The sequence below is a fragment of the Sphingobacterium sp. GVS05A genome, from assembly GCF_019969845.1.
In the GTDB taxonomy this organism is placed as follows: domain Bacteria; phylum Bacteroidota; class Bacteroidia; order Sphingobacteriales; family Sphingobacteriaceae; genus Sphingobacterium.
This window is the reverse complement of sequence record NZ_JAHXYR010000008.1, coordinates 311,654-329,115: the sequence shown is the minus strand read 5'-3', so window position 1 is coordinate 329,115 and position 17,462 is coordinate 311,654. Positions and strand designations below refer to the sequence as shown.

Here is a 17,462-nt window from a genome sequence, read left to right as displayed (position 1 = left end):
TTTGTGAGATATTATTTAGCAGTATTTATTATCCTGATATGCAATACCCTGGTCCACGGACAGGGTATTTCCATTTCTCCTTCGCGCATATTTTTTACCGGTGAAGCCGGACAGACCGTCAGTCAGGCTATTACATTCAACAACACCTCCACGAGCACACTTTCCTTCATTGCGAATCTGAAAGATTGGGACCGTGACTCGTTGGGCGGCAAACGGTATTATGCCACAGGAGATAATGCCGGGTCAAATGCTTCCTGGCTTACCTTATCTGAAAATACGGTACAGCTAGCTCCCGGAGAAACAAAAGTGGTTAATCTTTCTATGACAATCCCTGATCATCTAACAACAAAGCAGCAGCGCCATAGCATGCTTTTCTTTACGCAGGTTAAAGAACAAAAAGCAGCACAGGCAAACGGATTTCATATGAACGTCCTGATCGAGGTCGGAATTCAGGTATACCATACGCCAACCGGATTAAAATCCGGCGATCTGGAATTTCTCGCTTTTGAAGATAAAGGCGCTGTTGCTGCACAGGAAGGTAAAACCGTCCGTCGGATGGATGTAAAGATTAAAAACACAGGTCAGATCAATAAGGATGCCTATGTACGTTTTGAGCTGACCAATATAGAAACCGGGGAAGAGACACCTGTGGACGCTGTGGCCATTGCAATGCTTCCCGATTCGGAACAATGGGTTCGCGTAGATCTACCCCATAAACTTGCCCCCGGCCGATACCTCGCCGTTGCGATACTCGATGCTGGTAGCCAATATGATTTAAAAATTGCGGAAAAGGAAATTACATATTAGTCTCGTCGCATTCCTGATAGGTATAAGCCACTGCATACCTCATGCTACGGCTCAGGTCACTATTAGTCTGCCAGAAGCGAACATTCAGGGACGTACCGATTACATCCAAAGTTTTACGGGCGGACAATATTCTTTTACATTACTTGCCCTGCTCCCGACAATCAGCACCAGAGCAATTAACAGCACGAGTTTTGTCAGTACAACAGGCGGGGGAACAGTGCCTTTAAATGTAGCACACCTTAAACTAGAAAAAATTAACAATCTTTCACTGCTCGGCTCAAGTAATGATGTCACGCTATCAACCGCCGATCAAGTTTTAATCAGTGCGCTGGCAACTGTAAGTCTTTCTGCGGGCCCGGTTATTATCAACTCACGTCTAGTCACATCAAATCAAACATGGGTTGCAGGCATTTATAAAACTACACTATCGCTTACTGCCTCTGGTATTTTAGGCGGCACTATTACACCCTCGAGTCAAGATTTCTCCATCAGTGTCCCCGGATTTATAAGCCCTCCGCCGAGTATCGGCACAACCAGCATTTTGGTCAATGATTTGAGCTATTATCGTACCGCCAATGGCATCAGTAGTAACAGCGTTATACCTCTATCGACCACCGTCCCCTATATACCAAGTATCAAGAGCGGAAATACACAATTTAGCTTTAGCACCACCTCAGCCTATAATACCCTACCTGTCACTTCTGTTTCGACGGTCAGCGCTACTTTAACAGGAATAGCGAATACGACCACCGCAGCTTTATCCACCACAGATCAATCTTTAACCAATACAGCCGGTATTGCTGTTCCCACAAACAATAATCAGACGTTGACCTATACCTATAACATTGGATTAAACCAGCTGAAAACAAATTTTATTCAGGCAGGCACTTATTCCGTCCCGTTGACCTACAGCTGGAACAAATTATCATCAGCCTATCCCAGCGGCAGCCTACAGGCACAAGCAAATGGAAACCTGTCTGTTGTCGTAAGCGACCTAGGCGAAATAGTTGCCAATCAACAAACCGTCAATCTTGCTTTTGCGACAGCCAATGACTATAAGAATGGTGTCAATTTAAATATGCCAGCCCATCTTAAGGTGAGTAAAACCACACCATACAACCTCTACGTGCGCGCCACGTCAACAAGTTTTACTTCAGGGGCTAACAGTATCCCTTTAAATGTATTGCGCATTGGTCCAATGGTTGGTCAAAGCGGCATGAATACTGTTACCCTATCCACCACAGCCCAGCAGCTTATCCAAAATGCCGACCCTGTGATAGACCGTGATCTCAATATTCTTTATAGTATTCCCGCAAGCGCAACCGGCATGCTTCTGAATAAACCCGCTGGCGCCTATACGGCCAATATTATTTTTAGCTTTGTCGCTCCTTAAAAGCGTTTAACACCAACTTTTCTACGCTCATCTCGATAGTTAAAATCGGGTATTACACAATCCTTATCTGCTTTAACTTCGATTTCAAAATTTTGGTTTTCGATCGAGAAGGGCATTCCCTCAGTAATAACAGCTATGCTATAGTTACCCAATGGAAGGTACAGCACATAATCGCCACTTTCTGAACTTAATGTACTGTAGGTTTTCCCTTGGCGATCTACAGCGGTTACTTTTATTCCACCAAGTTGCGGCTTTGTTTTCAGATACCTATTCTCAACGACCTTAATACGACCCTTTAATGGTCTTGTTTTTATCAATGGAATTTCCAGCCGTTGGTTTTTAGTCATCAATACATTGATCGGCCCCTGCGAAACCCAACCCTTACTATTCTCCACCTGGACCATATAAGGACCTGCCCCCATATCAACAAATTTCACACGACCTTTCTCGTCTGTTAGTGCCACTTCCTTTCCAATCCGCACCAACACGGCTCCAGCTTTGGCTTCACCAACATCATTACTACCGTTATTGTTCCCATCTTCAAAAAACGTGAGCTCCAACTTATACCCCTTCTGACCGGCACGTCGACCAAAATTCTTTTCAATTCCCAGGCGAATCTGTCTATTATCAAAAGAATAACGATTCAATGGGTTAGGGTCAGGTGGTAAATTCGGATCTACAAGAAACAACGATTTTCCGCTTACTGCCGTATAGAATATATCGGCGGTCAGATTCCAGTTGTCTTTTATCTTCCAGCGAACATTACCATTCACCGAAAGATTGTTGCTTCGGGAGAAGCCATAATAGCTATACATGGTGGATAACTGTACATGCATCTGATTATTGAAGGCGTAGAATTGCGTATTGGGACCCAAGGAGTAAATGCTGTAATTCGAATTTGCGCTAGTCGCCAAAAGATCACTTAGGTAGTAAGGGTTGATCTGAATAAATGTATTAAATCCAAAAAACGTATTCGTATAATTACCATTGATACGGACCGAATGAAATGGTGCAATAGGTCTATTGGATGTATTTCTGTAGGTATATCCATAATCCGTTTGCAGCGAAAACCGGTGGCTTGAGGTAAAAAAATTAAGATCAGCTACTGCACGAAGGGAATTCGACTTCCAGTTCACCGGATTATTTGCAATTCCCCACCAATTTTGGTAGGTACCATGCTGTGCCATAAAATAAGGCCTGAGATCAAGTTGTAGTTTTCCAAGGCCGGTATGATATCCCAACTCATAAATCTGTATCCTGGAAGCATTGTTAAAAAAATAGTTTCTGTCTCCGGCAAGGTATTTTGGATTATTATCCAAATAGCTGATCCGAGCAGAAAGATTTCGATCGTTGGCCAGCGACATCGTTATACGTGAATCTGTTTGGGTAAGCCCTCTGCGCAGTCCCACATAGTATGGCGAACTATAATAATTGACACTTGTAAGCTGGTAGTTACCAAAAGAATTATTGTAATTTATGCCTCCCGCTACCGCTAGCCTATTATTTCCACTTTCAACCTGTTCGATACTTGCTCCTCCTTCCAGGAAAAGGCTATTATTATTGCCCAAATCAATAAAACTTTTACCACTGAACAGACCACTGCGGACGCCTCGATAATCATTATTGCTATGTAAGTAGGCGATGCTGTTCTCCTGATTTTTTTCGGTTTGAATGGCATATTTAACTCCAACTATTTCCCCACCAGGAATTGGATTATCCATCTCCGTAAACAACATGTAATTGTTCTGGATTGCATACAAACTGAGGGAACGACATTTATCGAATTTGTAGGTACCTTTTATACCACGTCCATTGATGAACTGATCGAGATTCTCATAAATATTTCCCAGTTTCACGCCCCACTTTTCGGTATCATAATCCAGATAGGTATCGTATAGATTAAAGGTACGTTGATCATGATAATAATCGAGATTCATGCGATAGCTCAATTTATCTTTATTGTTCAGATCAATTTTACCATCTCCCTGTAACTGGTAAACCGAAATATCTTTACCCATATTGATATAACGTAAAGCAGCACGATTGTCAAAGGGTTGGTTTTGCAAATTCAGACTGGAAAAGAAACGCTTTATACTACCCACTGTCAGCATACGAATACGGTTGGAGGCCAACACGCTACCACCGCCCTCGACGGCCTGAATATCAACATCAAAATCCATATTTATATTTTTCTTACGCAAACGGGCTGTAAAAGTCAGCAAAGACTGTCCTCCCGCGATCAGTGTGAATGGCAGGGTCTCACCAATGATCTCTAGGTCAGGAGAAAGGTTAGGAAAACGCAACTGAACAGTCAGGGGTACCAGTCCCCGATTGACAGCCCGCACTAAAAATTGTGTCTGGCCAGTGGCCTGATCCAGGTAATATTCCGATTGTTCAGTCTGTATAAGGAAAGACTGTTCTATATCCAACTGCGTATAAAAGGACTGATGACCCTGTATTTTTACTAAGGGATCATCCGATTCCAATCCGATTGTAAAGGCCTGTGCTCCCTCAGCAATTGTCCTGCGATCAGCCATATATTTTAGCGGAAACCACTTCGTTTCTTTTGGCTTTAAAATAATCGACCCCGGCAATTTTATTAAGCCCCGGAGAGCCGCAGTGTTAGCTGCTGTAGGCTTTAATTCAATTGGTCTATCTGTGTGGTTAATGATATTTAATTTATTGGAGAATGTTTGTGAAGATGTAATCTGTATTGTATCCCGTTCAAAATAATATGCAATATCGTATTGTTGCTGACCTTTCACTTGTGACAAGAAAAGAGCAGCATAGCAGAAAAGAAACAGGAAAATCCAGCGGCTTCTTATTGGCATAGTATACGATTCAAATATCCATAAAAGTCAGGCTAAATTCCATGAGATTAAAATATACGGCGTCACATATTCATGTAACGAAATGCTAAGCCGTCAGTTGCGCGATCAGTTCTCCCTTACTATTGATCTGAAGCTTCCGATAGATACGTTTGATGTAAATGCGCACTGTATCCAACGAAATGGTATACTTTTGAGCGATCATCTTATAGCTCAACCCCTCGATAATCCCATTGGCAATCTGGAGCTCCCGTGCAGTGAGCAGGTCCTCATACTTCTTTGATTTAAAACTTTGCTCGATCAGGGCCCTACTTACACCCGGGCTCACAAAAGATCCTTCGTTTAAGGTAATCTTAATTGCCAAAAGAAGCGAATCCATACAGGTTTGTTTCAATAGATATCCGACGGCACCGTGTCTAAAGCAACTACGTACAGTCTTGACATCACATGTATTGGTTAATATCACAATTTCGGTTTTGGGAAAAAGACTTTTAACATGTTCGACGATCAGCGGTTCTTGATGTTCAATATCTAGGATCAGCACATCCGGTGCGGTCATGGCTCGGTCCACCCGACCCTTGCCGATATCAAAAATAACTTCGATCTGATTTTCCGCTGCTTTATTCTTTGTGTTAAGTATACGCTGCGTTTCTTGTCTTGCTTGTTCGTCACTATCTATGATGCCTACAGTAATCATGTGTTTGTTATTATTCCGTATTATAATCAGTCATATGCGCTCCTTTATCATGTTGTGAGCACAACTCGCGTCAATTCGAATCATGCCAACACAATCCAGATCGGGTTTTATCGTATTTGTATCTCTGTAAAAACAACTATTAGAAAAGAATTGTTTTATAAAAGAAAAATACATAAATATAGTAGAAATTTTTTTCAACATAGGTCATCCCTTATCTGAGCTTCCAGAATTGGGTTAGGAGCGATTATTCTTTGTCGTAGAGATCGGTAGAAAACTTCTCGCACGTAACGAGAATAAAAGCTTTTCATAGCGGATATTGTGTATAATAAGATGGTTTATATGCAAGATAGGCTTTTTTAGAAAGAACCAATAAAAAAGTCTGCAAAACTCAAAAATAATTTGCGTTTTGCAGACTTCTAAACCATCCTATAAAATTAGAATTCTATAGCAGATCCAATAGCTATTTAAATTGCTGTAGTGTCCTCCGATTGGCCGCGACCCTTTCCTTATCAAAAAACCAACCCCATTTTCCGAAATATGCACGAATCGACCGGATATGAACTTTGAATAAGTTAAAATTTTTACTTGAACCGGCGGCATATCCATGTATGACGGAGGTCTTCGAAAAATAAACTGTTCTATACTTCATATTCATTCTTCGGGATAAGTCCCAGTCTTCAAGGTACATAAAAAAGCGGTCGTCATATAATCCCACTTCATCTAATGTTGATATTCGTAATAATGTAAAACATCCCGAAAGAACAGGCGTATCATACACGAGCTGAGGCGAAACATTTCTTAGCTCATATTTTTCTACCGAAGACAGAAAAATATGAAACTTTCGATACAATATCCTTTTTAAAAACGACAGCGGGTTAGGCAGCAATTTGGGCAAGAACTGAATTGTTCCATCTGGATTCAAAATTTGTGGCATGGCCATCCCCACATCGGGATTATTTTCCATAAAGTCTACCATCAAGTTTATGGTATTATCCAGTAAAAGAACATCGGGATTAACAACAAAATGATATTTACTCCCCATGGCCATTGCTTTCCTTATACCGATGTTGTGTGCAGCTCCAAAACCAGGATTATTTGGTTGATGAATATATTTAAAACGAGCATGATGATCTCGAATTTCTTTTTCAATTAAGTTTAATGGAGAATTATCTATAATAAATAGGACATCAATTTCCGGCCCGTCCAACCCTTTCAATAAATCCTCAATTTCGGAATATGTCTGTTTATATAATACTATTGAAGCTGTAGTCATTGTTATTCATTTACACCATTAAGAAAGCGACTCATTTAAGCTGTCTATCATCTTTCTAATACTCCCTTGTCTTTGGCTCGTCAGTTTGTTTTCTCTTTAAAAAAATCATTTATGATCCATTCAACAGTACATTTCTTTTAGTCTGAACAAATATAATAGCTATCTATAATACGCCATTTTGAAGATAGGCTTTTAGGATCCGTCTCAGGTTGTTAAAAATTTAAATCGAAACCTTAATCTTTACAAAAATACTAAAATTACTTAATTATACGACATAAGTATTCTCCATAACCAGATTTACGCAGTGGCGTAGCAATGTCCAACAATTGTTGATCATTAATATAACCCATTCGAAAAGCGACTTCCTCAATAGCACCTATTTTCATTCCCTGACGCTCTTCAATCACCTGCACAAATTGCGCGGCCTGCATCAATGATTGTATAGTACCCGTATCCAGCCAGGCTGTTCCTCGGTCAAATATACCGACCTTTAATTTTCCCCGCTTTAAATATTCCTTATTGATATCTGTAATCTCCAATTCCCCGCGCGCTGAAGGTTTGATACTTTTTGCGATCGCAACAACATCGTTATCGTAAAAGTAAATCCCGGGGACAGCATAGTTCGATTTCGGCTGTGCTGGTTTTTCCTCAATAGAAATGACCTTTTTAGTCGCACCAAATTCTACTACCCCATAACGTTCTGGATCATTCACAGGATACGCGAATACAACACCACCATCAGGATCGGCGCAAGACTGCAATAGCTTTGACAAGCCCGAGCCATAGAAAATATTATCTCCTAGAATTAGCGCGACCTTATCATCACCAATAAATTCCTCGCCCAACAAAAATGCCTGCGCCAGGCCATCAGGACTTGGCTGCTCCTTATATTCAAACTTACAGCCCAGTTGCGAACCATCGCCCAATAGCTTTTGAAAGTTTGGCAAATCCTGTGGAGTTGAGATAATCAATATTTCGCGAATGCCGGACAACATTAGCGTAGACAAGGGATAGTATATCATTGGCTTATCGTATACCGGCATTAATTGCTTACTTACTGCAAGTGTCAATGGGTGCAAACGGGTTCCAGATCCACCGGCTAAAATAATTCCTTTCATTTTGTAGTATTGAGTAATGAGTATTGGGTATTGAGATCTTAGTATTTAGACTCTAGTTGTATAAGCCTTCAGCGTAACAATCTCTTTATTATTTTTTAATTTCCTCGGCCAGCATTCTCGCTAAGCTCTCCTTCCATTCCGGCACGACCACATCATAGGCCGCTTTAATCTTCGATTTATCAAGCAATGAGTACTTTGGTCGTTGCGCTGGTGTCGGATAGGCACTCGTCGGAATTGGTTTTACTTTACAATCAAACGAATGAAAATCACGTATTGCTACAGCAAAATCATACCAGGAGATTTCGCCTTCATTACTGTAATTATAGATACCCCCTTCCCAATTTACTGCATCAGCGATTTTCAAAATTGCTCTAGCCAAATCTTTCGCATAGGTTGGGCTACCAATTTGATCATTAATTACATGTACTTCATCCCGTTCAGCCATTAGTCGGCACATTGTCTTCACAAAATTCTTTCCATAGGAAGAATATACCCAGGAGGTCCGGATAATGATTGCTTCAGGGCACCATTTTCGAATAGCGTTCTCGCCAGCAAGTTTGGTCTTCCCATAGACATTGATCGGTGCCGTTGGTGCCTCTTCGGTTAGCGGAACAGCAGAACCACCATCAAATACATAATCCGTCGAAATCGCAATCAATTTAGTACCATGTAGATGACAGTATTGCGCAATTTCCTCACAAGCCCGATGATTGATCAAATCTGCCAGCTCAGGTTCTTCCTCGGCCTTATCAACTGCGGTATAAGCGCCCGCATGAATAATTAAATCTGGCTGATACATCGCCAAAATATCCTGAATTAAGGACACTTGATCCAGTGGCAACTGCTTTCTATCCAAAAAGTAGCATTCTTTTTCGGTATCATTTGCCAATAAATCATTTAATTCGGAACCTAACTGTCCAGAAGCGCCTGTAATGACAATTCTCATCAAAATCTTTTTTTATGGTATAAACATTCTAAACCGGCTATTTCTCCCAAACAGAAGCTTGAAAATACATAGACCCTCTATTTTGTTATTTCAATTTATTGTATAATGCTGTAAAATTTTGTGCCTCTTTGTCCTTTTGCGACAAGATCATCTGATCGACCGGAATCCACCAATCAATGGCCAATTGCGGATCTAACGGATGTACGCCATCCTCAGCTTCTTTGTGATAGGTATTGTCACATTTATAGAAGAATACCGCTTGCTCAGATAACACGGAAAATCCGTGTAGAAAGCCCTTCGGAATAAACATTTGCTTTTTATTTTCGGCTGAGAGTTCTACAGCAACATACTGTCCATAGGTGGGCGAATTGGGCCTAACATCAACTGCCACATCCAATACGCTGCCTTCTAACACACGGACCAGTTTTGCCTGTGCATGCTCCCCTGCTTGCATGTGTAACCCCCTGACCACACCAAATTGAGATTTCGATTGGTTATCCTGTACAAAATGGGGATTATGTCCCAATATTTCGGCCAATTTATTTTCATTATACGATTCAAAGAAATAACCTCTCTCATCTTCGAAAACGGCCGGCTCCAAAATAAAGCAACCCGATAGTTTAGTTTCTGTATATTTCATGTCTAAGCGCCGTGATATTGGTTGTTGTAATACTTCTGATAGTCCCCCGAAGTCACATGATCCAGCCATTCCTGATTGGACAAAAACCAATCTATTGTCAGTGATAAGCCTTGTTCAAATGTCACCGATGGACTCCAACCCAATTCCGTATTTATTTTATTTGCATCAATCGCGTAGCGCAGATCATGACCAGGTCGATCTTTCACAAAAGTAATTAGCGAAGCGGCTGTCTCCTCTTCACGGCCTAATTTGGCATCCATTTGCCGGCATAGTTCTTTGATTAGGTCTATATTCTGCCACTCATTAAAACCACCTACATTGTAAGAATCGCCATTTTTACCTTGATGAAAAACCAAGTCTATCGCTTTCGCATGGTCAATTACAAAGAGCCAGTCCCGAGTATATTTTCCATCCCCATATACGGGCAGTGGTTTGTTATTTAAGATATTATGAATACACAGTGGGATTAGCTTTTCAGGAAAATGATTGGGACCATAATTATTTGAACAATTGGTTAAGACAATCGGTAATCCATAGGTATCATGATAGGCTCGCACAAAATGGTCCGAACTTGCTTTGGAGGCAGAGTAAGGGGAATGTGGATCATATTTGGTGTCCTCCGTAAAAAAACCTGTTTCGCCCAAAGCACCAAACACCTCATCTGTCGAGACATGATGAAAACGTTTCCCCTCAAAATTATCCTTCCAGATTGCTCGAGCGGCGTTCAACAAGTTTACCGTGCCGATCACGTTGGTCATTACAAATGCTGTAGGATCTGCAATTGAACGGTCTACATGTGATTCTGCGGCCAAATGAATGACACCATCCGGCTGATATTGTTCGAAGATTGAGGTGATCGTAGTCTGATCAGTAATATCCGCTTTCACAAAAGTGTAATTCGGACGATCCTCTATATCTTTCAGATTTTCCAGGTTACCGGCATAAGTTAGCGCATCCAGGTTAATAATTTGATAATCAGGATACTTTGTAACAAACTCACGGACGACATGGGATCCAATAAATCCTGCACCTCCGGTGATTAAAATTTTTTTATTCATATACGTTGCTTATCGACGGAATACCTCTCAAGCTAATCTGTCCAAAATTATTACTCTAATTAAATTTTCACTAAAATTAGGTTGATTTTTGCGAATTGGCAAGTTTTAATCGATTGAGAACGCATAATATATACAAAAGTCCCAGTAATGGGACATTTGTATATAGATAGGTCTATATTCTTTTGTGTTACTTTTAAATCTTTTTTATAAGCGAATATACTGGAACCTCGTCTACCAGCTCATTGTTATCCAACGCCTCGTATTCGGAATTCTGAGATTTAAACTCAGGAACGATTCGTTTCATCGCTGCGACCAAGCCCATAAAGTCCGGCAAATGCTGATCCGCATCCACAATCTGCTGGCAAACAGCATTAATCCGTTCCGCTTTCAAGATCAATTCATCATGTTTTACTTTTGCAATCATAATCTTCGGATGATGGGTTTTTACCGTATTTTCATTATTAGCCAACAATTCCTCAAAGATCTTCTCTCCTGGACGCAGACCGACTATCTTAATATCAATATCTTCTGGATATCGGTACCCCTTCAGCTTGATCATCCGTTTGGCCAGATCCATTATCTTAACAGATTTACCCATATCGAAGACAAATATCTCCCCTCCTTTTCCCATTACACCGGCTTCTTGTACCAACTGGCAGGCTTCAGGAATCGTCATAAAGAAACGCGTAATTTCAGGATGTGTCAGCGTCAATGGTCCCCCGCTTGCCATTTGTTTCTCAAACAGTGGGATTACCGAACCGTTAGAACCGAGCACATTTCCAAACCGGGTGATGATAAAACTAGTTTCGGATCTACCACTACAGCTGCTCACATAGATTTCAGCCATCCGTTTGGTCGCCCCCATGACATTCGTCGGATTGACCGCCTTGTCTGTGGACACCATCACCATTTTCTTTGTCCCATACTGCATACAGAGGTCAGCAACATTCTTGCTTCCGATTACATTTGTCTGAATGGATTCATAAGGGTTGGCCTCCATCAGCGGTACATGTTTATATGCTGCTGCATGAAATACAAGATCCGGTTTGTACTGCGCAAATATATTTTGCATAAAGGCGAAGTTGCGCACATCGCCAACAATACAGTGCAGATGTTCGGGCTGTGTTGCTTTTATCGACTGCTGAATATCATACAAGGCGGACTCAGCCTGATCCAATAGAATCAATTTACTATAGTACCGTCTTGCAATCTGACGAGCCAGTTCTGAACCTATCGAACCTGCAGCGCCAGTGACCAAAATCACCTTTCCCCTCATCTCTTCTTCAATCTCCGGATGATCCAGTTTAATAGGCTTACGACCGAGCAAATCTTCGATTTTTAAAGGACGGATCTCTCGTTTTGCTCCAGAATTGAGCAGGATGCGAGCTGGAGGCATTATTTTGAGCTCAAGCCCGATATTTTGGAACCAATCTGATACATATTCCAATCGCTCCGGGTCATTGTTCTCCACCGCGATAATCACCTGCGTGATTTCATGTTTGCTGATATACTCCTTGGTAATTTCAGTAATATCTTTAATTTTCAAACCTGCAAGGCGTTTTCCGATGCGCGAGACTTTATCTTCAACAAAAGCGATTACTTGGTACTTGATTCGCGGATCCTCTTTCAAGAGAGAGAAAGATACCAGTCCTGGACGTGAAGCGCCAAAAATCAACACATTTTCACCTTTACGGGCTGGTAAGAACAAGTACTCAAAAATCGTTCTATACACCACGCGGGCACCAACCATTGTTACAATCAAAATACAAGCCTGCATAGTCAATACACCATACGATAAGCGGAAAAAATCACCAATTATTGTTCCTTTTTCAACAGTCATTTTGATACCAAAGGTTAATATCATAAGCACGAGGTAGGCTGATGCAACCGTTTTAAAAATCTTAATGGTATCCCTTATTCCTGTCTGCCGGACAATCCCTTTAAACGTGTTGTAAAATAGAAACATTAACAAGTATACTGGCAAGACCAATACTAGCTTTTTTAGCATCAAAGCGACATCAAAGACGCCCCTGAAATTGTTGACTACGTAATTTGAAAACACATAACTTGCAAATACAAACCACATATCGATAAGCAAAATGACCCATCGAGGATTATCCTTCCGCAACCGTTTTCTTAAATCCCATAGAGATCCCATCATAGCTTTCTTCCCGTTTTAGTTTATTTCTTTACCGTCGTATTCTTTAATGAAGTTGTTACAACGCATATGGCCTATTTCAATTTTGTAAAGGATGACCAAGATACTTAAAATTTAACAATCATTGGATCTTTTTACTAAAAAATCGATAATGGTAGGCGCCATAACCCCATCTTCATATCATCGTGGACTTAGCAACTATTATACCGAAAATATTACAAACAATGATAAAAGTTAAAAAATCACTAACAAAAGGTCGTTAAAATTTATTATTATTCAGCAAAACCTTTCCCTTCTTATATTTTACATCTCTTTGATAACGTTAAAACTGGCATATTGTTTGTAAAACATCCTTTAAGACAGACAAAACCATATAACTGAATTATATATTATGAATTTTTTTACCAATTTGTTTAAAAATAAAAAGCCATCATCCGTCAGACCCTTGGCGCAACTGGAGTTTTTGGAAGTGGATATGCACAACCATCTGCTACCCGGAATAGATGACGGCAGTACCTCGGTAAAAAATTCTATCGCTTATATTCAAGAGCTGCAGCGTTTGGGCTTAAAGAAATTTATCTGTACACCCCATATTATGGCTGGCGTACATCCAAATAACAAGTCAACCATCGAGGGAGCGCAGACTGCTCTCGTTCAAGGATTGAAAGAGAATGGCAATGGAGCCGATATTTTTGCTGCGGCTGAACACATGATCGATGATGGTTTGACGTCACTTATTCAACAAGATGAACTCTGTGTGATGCCCGGTGGTTATGTCCTGATCGAGATGTCCTACCTATCCGAGTCCAAAGCACTTTTTCACACTATTTTAGACATCCAGAAACTCGGTTATAAACCTATTCTGGCGCATCCTGAGCGATACAACTATTATCATGGAAATTTTAATATTTACAAACAGATCAAGGATGCAGGCTGTCTATTGCAATTGAACTTATTATCGCTCAGTCGTTATTATGGGGTAGATAGTAAAGCGATTGCCATGACATTGCTCAAGTCGGGCATGTATGATTTTGTCGGCACAGATTTGCACCATGAGCGGCATCTTGAAGCGCTCAAGAATATAGCTGAAAAATATCCCGTTCGCGACATGCTAAAAACCTCCCCAATTTTAAATCAGACCTTATTGGATCATCTGGACAGTAATAAATCCCAGGGAATAGCAGGCTAAATAATCGGACTGTCCTATTTACTATTCAAAACAGGTCAAATGATATTGCAAACAAAAAATAATACGAAATAAAGAAAATGGCATAAAAAAACGCATTCCCCGATTCGGGGAATGCGCCTCCATTAAACTTATTATCCAAATAAATTATCTTTACAATATATAGGTGAAAAACTATTTTCTTACACAACGCACTTGGTATGCATAATTTGCCTCAGCAGGTCCTACATTAATAGACCAGCCACTGTCTCCCTTTGCTCCAGTCATTTGCAGACGCTGATTACCGGCCAATAAATATAAACCTTGTGTCCCCATTCCATCGCCAGAGTTATTATCATTATAAGATCCGCCGTAAGGTAAGTAAAGGAATTTATAGCGATCAGCACCAGGATTACCCTGTTTACCAAAGAACATCCCCAAATTGGTAGCAGCAGTGCCATCGTACGTATCCACATAACGAGCCGGCGCCCAAGCGTTGACATCCTGTGGATTATCCTTACCGCCACTATTTGTGTTGTTGATCAATTGGTTAATTTCCGCTGCTGTTGGAAGTCTCCAAGTATTCGCTGGCAACACCAATGCACAAGGATCACCATCAATCCCATTGATATCTCTGCTCGGACGTTGATTATTGACATTGAAAACCTTCGGTTTTACATAACTATTGAACCAATAGTTGCCATAAGTATCATTTGTTTTGGCAAAACCGTACACTGGATTTCCATTACCATCCGTCGTATAGGTCAAGTTTCCTAAAGCCCAGACTTCCTCCCCGATATTCACTTCAATCGGTTTCTTCAAGGTAATATCCAGTTGATATTTTACCCCCGGTTTAAGATTCCAGCCCGCTTTTGTCAAGTTCTTTGCTGCACTTCCGGCGATCGAAACACCAGACAGTACAATTGTACCGTTTGCTGTAGCAGCCGTTGTGATAAAAGTAGAATCTGAATTGATTACTTTTCCGGTTGTATTTTTAAGATTGAAGGCTACCGGATTTGCAGCCCCCGTAAAGGTCAATGCACCGCTTGTCAGCGCAACATCAACAGCCGCATTGGAAGGAGCAATGGTTGCGCCCGCAATACTGCTTACTGAACCCAACTGGGAAGCATCAAATTTCAGTGTTACCTGTGTAAACAAATGCGCCAGATCAGCATTCAATAGATTCTGCCCATCTTTTACCTCAAAAGCGACCTGATCCAACATAAAGTCCTTATCAGCAGTTAGACCTGCGAAATTCACGGAATTCAACTTTGCTCCAGTGGCAATTGAAGGCAACGTCTTATTGGTACCAGACGCATAGATTACGAAAGTATATTTTCCTTTGTCAATTGCAAAATCCTGCGCGCTGTTTCCCTGCGTAAAAGTTTTTGTTTCCTTATAGTCACCTGCTGCATCAAAAATTGCAACATAATAGACAGTTCCTTGTTTCAATGCTTTCTGATCAGTACCTGTCGAAACGGTAGCCGCCCGGTTAGATGCTTTTAAGCCAGGTGCGGTTGCGGTTTCAGCTGTCAAGGTCGCCACCAATGTATATTGATTGTCAAACGGAATTTCTACTGTTTGTGTTGCCGAAGCATAGGTACGGCCAACTGAAGCCGCTTTTACCGGATCTGCTGCTGCAAAAGCTTGACCTATATTTAAACGTACGGTTGTGCCTTCAGGTACCACAACATTATTATTATCTTTACTACATGAAGAGATGAATAATGCGCATGCAAAGATAGAAGCAAAACCAAATTTTATTGTAAACTTATTCATGAAAATGATTGTTTATATCACTAATTAATTAAACTACCTTATCTATTACCAGTCGATTTCTTGAGTCTGAGTCTCAGTCTGCCAAGATTCGGTCATTGAACCATTTACAGAACCTTGTGTGGAACCAGCGGCAACACTATATTCCAATTCTACATTTTGCGCATTAACACGAGGAGCTACATAAGGAAGACGGCCATTTAGGTTAGCCAAGTTTTCTTTGTTCGTTTTCATTTCTTATATTTTTAAATGTTCTAAAGCAATTTACGTTTGTGTAATTTATACACACTAAAAAAAGCCGCTATCTAATTAATAACAAGACCTTTAATATAGAATAATATGACACTTCCAAATCAGAAAGTGCACGAAAGTAGATAATATTCGAAAGGAGCCAAAGGAATTCGGACGATGTTTGTTTTCCTGTAGCTAAAGCACTACAAGCCAACTAAAAACGAGTCATTTGCATGACATTTCCATGAGAATTAAGATTAGATTCATGAAAACTTGGCCATCAAAAAGAGTTGGGCGCTAATTTTTAGAAAGAGTTAAAGCGTGAGGTCTACTATTGAGCTAAAATTGGGAGTCAAAACCCATTGATTGCATAAACACTTTAATTATTATGAAAACAAAAGCACAGAACAGCACTAATAAACAAAAAACCTAAATAGATATATATTTTTCCAAAACAATAAATATAAAGTACAGTTACTGTTTTTCAATAATTTCTAAAAAGGATAAAATAGTAGATATTTTATTTAAAAAACATGTGAATATTATTAGGAAATTGATTATCGATATTAAAAAACATACAATATAACCCAGAAATAAAGCAAGCACCGACATATACATATAAATACAGACTATTAGGAAAGTAACTGTTCAAACACATTAATTATAAAACAAAAATTTACCGAAAAAAAATTATTCAAATTTAAAACAAAAGGCAAACAACTTTGTTCAAGCAAAGTATCACGGTCATATAATACACGAATAGAGACGTTGAAAACGCTTCAATATTACATTAAATGACAGTTGTATAAAAAAATATAAACAATAAGGCGATGAAAAGGAAACATGTTTAAATATCAAGCGAATTTTATGTTAGAAAATAATTTACAATTTTTTTTTGCACAAGTTGATATTTAGTCGTAATATTACAATCCAAAAGCATATAGTCTTTTAGCCAAACAAGGAAAAAGTAGTAGACATATATAAATTTATAATAGCATTAACAGGAATATTATAACAAAATTGACACAGCGATAACAACAATACTTGTCTGTACGCAGAGACAAGCAGCTTATCAAAATGTTAATTTTTAAATTTTTAACGATGAAGAATTAAATTGTCCATTAAATTTTAAACCCCATGCTAGCAATAGTATGGATTATCCAAATAATATTATCATGAATAAGAACGCAAAAAAAATGTACGTTGCTCCGTCCATCAAGGAGCACGTTATTGAACTTGAGCAAGGCATTGCTGCAGGTTCTCAACCTGCACAACCAGGGCAGCCAAGTGTTAACGATCCAGGAACTGGTGAAGGAGGCAGTGGATTTGGAGATTTCTAATCCAACCCTCATATCACTAAACAATTAAAATT

Annotated in this window: 14 protein-coding genes; 4 read left to right on the top strand and 10 right to left on the bottom strand. The window is 39.9% G+C overall.

Going from position 1 to position 17,462, the window contains the following annotated elements:
• Positions 1 to 3: 3 nt before the first annotated feature.
• Both LC454_RS20300 and LC454_RS20295 read left to right on the top strand, forming a co-directional pair.
• A complete protein-coding gene (locus LC454_RS20300) occupies positions 4 to 807 on the top strand; it encodes a hypothetical protein (RefSeq protein ID WP_223584231.1) in 804 nt (267 codons plus the stop codon).
• On the top strand, positions 782 to 2,200 hold the full coding sequence (locus LC454_RS20295; protein WP_223584230.1) for a hypothetical protein: 1,419 nt from the start codon (positions 782 to 784) through the stop codon (positions 2,198 to 2,200). Before LC454_RS20300 ends, LC454_RS20295 begins: the two co-directional genes overlap by 26 nt.
• Here LC454_RS20295 and LC454_RS20290 read toward each other — a convergent pair.
• From LC454_RS20290 to LC454_RS20255, 8 genes are all read right to left on the bottom strand, one after another.
• Positions 2,197 to 5,031 carry a collagen binding domain-containing protein gene (locus tag LC454_RS20290; RefSeq protein ID WP_223584229.1) on the bottom strand — a complete coding sequence of 945 codons (2,835 nt, stop codon included), beginning with the start codon at positions 5,029 to 5,031 and terminating at the stop codon, positions 2,197 to 2,199. The genes LC454_RS20295 and LC454_RS20290 overlap by 4 nt on opposite strands.
• A gap of 85 nt (positions 5,032 to 5,116) precedes the next feature.
• Positions 5,117 to 5,725, bottom strand: coding sequence for a LuxR C-terminal-related transcriptional regulator (locus tag LC454_RS20285; protein ID WP_223584228.1), 609 nt, complete (start codon positions 5,723 to 5,725; stop codon positions 5,117 to 5,119).
• A gap of 460 nt (positions 5,726 to 6,185) precedes the next feature.
• Positions 6,186 to 6,998 (bottom strand): glycosyltransferase, encoded by an 813-nt coding sequence (locus LC454_RS20280; RefSeq protein WP_223584227.1) that lies wholly within the window; start codon positions 6,996 to 6,998, stop codon positions 6,186 to 6,188.
• Between the two features lie 257 nt (positions 6,999 to 7,255).
• On the bottom strand, positions 7,256 to 8,116 hold the full coding sequence (rfbA, locus tag LC454_RS20275) for a glucose-1-phosphate thymidylyltransferase RfbA (RefSeq protein ID WP_223584226.1): 861 nt from the start codon (positions 8,114 to 8,116) through the stop codon (positions 7,256 to 7,258).
• A gap of 88 nt (positions 8,117 to 8,204) precedes the next feature.
• Complete coding sequence (rfbD, locus tag LC454_RS20270; protein WP_223584225.1) at positions 8,205 to 9,062, bottom strand: dTDP-4-dehydrorhamnose reductase; 858 nt, start codon at positions 9,060 to 9,062, stop codon at positions 8,205 to 8,207.
• Positions 9,063 to 9,147: 85 nt separating this feature from the next.
• Positions 9,148 to 9,702, bottom strand: a complete 555-nt coding sequence (gene rfbC / locus LC454_RS20265) for a dTDP-4-dehydrorhamnose 3,5-epimerase (RefSeq protein ID WP_223584224.1) — start codon at positions 9,700 to 9,702, stop codon at positions 9,148 to 9,150.
• A 2-nt stretch (positions 9,703 to 9,704) separates the two neighbouring features.
• Complete coding sequence (rfbB, locus tag LC454_RS20260) at positions 9,705 to 10,760, bottom strand: dTDP-glucose 4,6-dehydratase (protein ID WP_223584223.1); 1,056 nt, start codon at positions 10,758 to 10,760, stop codon at positions 9,705 to 9,707.
• A gap of 193 nt (positions 10,761 to 10,953) precedes the next feature.
• Positions 10,954 to 12,921, bottom strand: a complete 1,968-nt coding sequence (locus tag LC454_RS20255; protein WP_223584222.1) for a polysaccharide biosynthesis protein — start codon at positions 12,919 to 12,921, stop codon at positions 10,954 to 10,956.
• Positions 12,922 to 13,309: 388 nt separating this feature from the next.
• Here LC454_RS20255 and LC454_RS20250 point away from each other — a divergent pair, with 388 nt between their 5' ends.
• A complete protein-coding gene (locus tag LC454_RS20250; RefSeq protein ID WP_223584221.1) occupies positions 13,310 to 14,107 on the top strand; it encodes a tyrosine-protein phosphatase in 798 nt (265 codons plus the stop codon).
• Between the two features lie 171 nt (positions 14,108 to 14,278).
• On the opposite strand, the gene LC454_RS20245 is transcribed toward LC454_RS20250, so the two are convergent.
• Entirely contained in the window at positions 14,279 to 15,862 is a 1,584-nt protein-coding gene (locus LC454_RS20245; protein ID WP_223584220.1) for a hypothetical protein, read from the bottom strand.
• A 45-nt stretch (positions 15,863 to 15,907) separates the two neighbouring features.
• Positions 15,908 to 16,093, bottom strand: coding sequence for a hypothetical protein (locus tag LC454_RS20240; protein ID WP_223584219.1), 186 nt, complete (start codon positions 16,091 to 16,093; stop codon positions 15,908 to 15,910).
• Positions 16,094 to 17,286: 1,193 nt separating this feature from the next.
• Here LC454_RS20240 and LC454_RS20235 point away from each other — a divergent pair.
• Positions 17,287 to 17,430: a hypothetical protein gene (locus LC454_RS20235; protein WP_223584218.1), complete on the top strand. Its 144-nt coding sequence runs from the start codon at positions 17,287 to 17,289 to the stop codon at positions 17,428 to 17,430.
• Positions 17,431 to 17,462 lie beyond the last annotated feature (32 nt).